The following is a 2442-nucleotide window of genomic DNA, read 5'->3' on the forward strand; positions in this document are numbered from 1 at the left end:
GGCTCTGTTGCAAAAAATAGCGTTGGCTAGAGTAAATCTCTGATATTTTTGATTATGCGGTGTAAATATCGAATTGTCTTTCAATAAGACGGATTTCTCCTATGAGACCTTGCCCATATTTCCATGCATCCATCTGTCCTTTCTTGAACATGTGCATGAGTTCAAACCCCTTGATCGTTGCATAGGCGGTCTTCATGGATTTGAACCCGCGTACGGGATTTATCAGCTGTTTGAGTTTTCCATGATCAGCCTCGACAATATTGTTCAAGTACTTTACCTGCCGGTGTACCGTATCCTCAGGGCATTTCCCTTCTTCCTTCAACTCATCAATGGCAGGACCGAAAGTCGGCGCTTTATCTGTATTAATTGTCTGCGGATGTGCCCATGGTTTTATGGATTTGAGCGCTTTGCCTAGAAACCGTTTGGCGGCTTTCTTATTACGGGTAGGTGAAAGATAGAAATCAATCGTGTCACCGTGCTTATCAATAGCTCGGTACAAATATGTCCATTTCCCTTTAACCTTCACATAGGTTTCATCTACCCGCCAGCTGTAGCCCATCGTCGGCTTGTAGTACCACCGCATGCGTTTTTCCATTTCGGGTGCATAATGTTGAACCCAACGATAAAGCGTTGTGTGATCGACTTCAAATCCACGCTCCAACATCATTTCTTCCAATTCACGATAGCTAATTCCGTACTTGCAGTACCATCTAACACAACCCAGGATTACACCGCCCTGGTAATGTCGCCATTTGAAATCCGACATTGAGAAATACCCTGAAAAAATTCAATAATGCACCAATTTTCTTATTTTTTGCAACAGAGCCGAAAATAGAGTATGTCTTCAGGAAACTCTTTGTGCAGAGTAAGTTTACCCATCATGTTGTTTAATTCCATTAATAACTGGGCATGGAGTGCTATATGCTCTTCTATTCCAGAGTAGTTTGTCTCATGCATAAGGTTTTCTTCACTGGTAAAATGGAATTTAACATACTGTTTAACTTCCTGAACGATGCGTGAAATCGTTGTCTCAGACTCGCGAGTCTTGATAGCCACGTCGAGCTTGCGAAAAAGCATGACTAGTAGGCGATGTTCTGCATCAATCAGAGGGTGACCTGTTTCATATGACTTTTTCCACTGGATATACATTACTCTAACTTCTCTATTAAATTTTGGGTTGTCGGCATAATTCCAGATTTAATATTTATTAAAACCAATTTTTTAATTATAAGGTTATGCCTGTATTTTCTCGTTAAGAACAAGACACGAATTGAGCTCTATTTTCATGACTAGCGTTGCATATTTTAGGCTATGTCTGCATTAAACGTTGAAAATGCATTTTTGTCCAATGGAGTGGAAACTGGAATATTAAGACTGGAAGTCTTAGAACCTGTTCAGAGTCTTTTTAGCAGGACTACTGGAAATGCTAAGTGAATGAGCTGCAAGCTAGTGTTGATCATTCGCTCGCAGTTCTTCTACAGTTTTCTATTCTTTTCCAGCCATGCGAAACTACGCTCGACGATCCATCGCTTGGGCATGACTTTAAAGGTGTGTAGTTTATTGCGTTTGGTAATCTGTACTTGCACATGCGCGTCCAGGATTTCGCGCACACCTTGTGCAAAGTCACCTCGGCCTGTGGTTACAACTACCGCGATGTGGCGCTGTCCTTTTTGCGGGCGCTCTCCAGCAAAGACCTGATAACCTCGAATTGCTCCGAATTGATATCACTTGGATAACCTCTTCTCGTCTCCCAAGCTTCTCATAACTCGGAGACTTTGAACAGGTTCTTAGTCATGAAAGTCTCTGATTTTCGCGAGTGGTTGAAAAATATCGTAACTTGGCCGTGGTCAAAAAACAGGCAAGGCAATGCGGAATAGACAAAAACACCAGTTTTCGCTGGCGCCATCGGTTCCTGACTTTGCCGGCGGCTACTAAAGCCAACCACTTGCAAGGAATCATTGAGGCGGATGAGACCTTTTTTCCCTCTTCCTGCAAAGGTCAACGTCACCTGAATCGTCCACCGCGTAAACGCGGCAAGCAAATCCATGCACGTGGAACAGGCAAAGATCAGGTGCCGGTGCTGGTAGTACGCGACCGCTCTGGTGCAACAGCAGATTTCATGTTGAATGCGCTTGATAAAAAGACAATTGAGCCTCCTTTGCGGGCTATCCTGGCAAAAGATGCCATTTTCTGTAGTGATGGCGCTGCCGTCTACCGGTCTGTGGCTCATAGCCTCGGAATTACCCATCGCCCCGTCAATCTCTCTGCTGGAATTCGAGTCATTGCTGGTGTTTACCATATCCAGAATGTTAATGCCTACGACAGCAGACTTAAACAGTGGATGAAAAGATTTCATGGGGTCGCAACCAAATACCTGGAAAATTACCTGGGCTGGCGTAGATGGCTGGAACGTTGGGGTGGGCACAACTCGCCAATCATTGG

Annotated in this window: 2 protein-coding genes and 2 pseudogenes; 1 reads left to right on the top strand and 3 read right to left on the bottom strand. The window is 44.1% G+C overall.

What is annotated here, in order from left to right:
* Nucleotides 1–52 precede the first annotated feature (52 nt).
* From NSMM_RS14690 to NSMM_RS14700, 3 genes and pseudogenes are all read right to left on the bottom strand, one after another.
* Nucleotides 53–766 carry an IS6 family transposase gene (locus NSMM_RS14690; RefSeq protein ID WP_090288019.1) on the bottom strand — a complete coding sequence of 238 codons (714 nt, stop codon included), beginning with the start codon at nt 764–766 and terminating at the stop codon, nt 53–55.
* A 41-nt stretch (nt 767–807) separates the two neighbouring features.
* The gene (locus NSMM_RS14695; RefSeq protein WP_090288652.1) at nt 808–1149 is read right to left on the bottom strand and encodes a bacteriohemerythrin; all 342 of its coding nucleotides are present in this window, start codon (nt 1147–1149) and stop codon (nt 808–810) included.
* 245 nt (nt 1150–1394) lie between these two features.
* A pseudogene (locus NSMM_RS14700) lies at nt 1395–1622 on the bottom strand (transposase); the annotation flags it as partial.
* 224 nt (nt 1623–1846) lie between these two features.
* Between NSMM_RS14700 and NSMM_RS14705 the strand changes: the two are divergent.
* A pseudogene (locus NSMM_RS14705) lies at nt 1847–2442 on the top strand (IS1595 family transposase); the annotation flags it as partial.

It is taken from the genome of Nitrosomonas mobilis (genome assembly GCF_900103035.1).
GTDB classification, from domain to species: Bacteria; Pseudomonadota; Gammaproteobacteria; order Burkholderiales; family Nitrosomonadaceae; genus Nitrosomonas; species Nitrosomonas mobilis.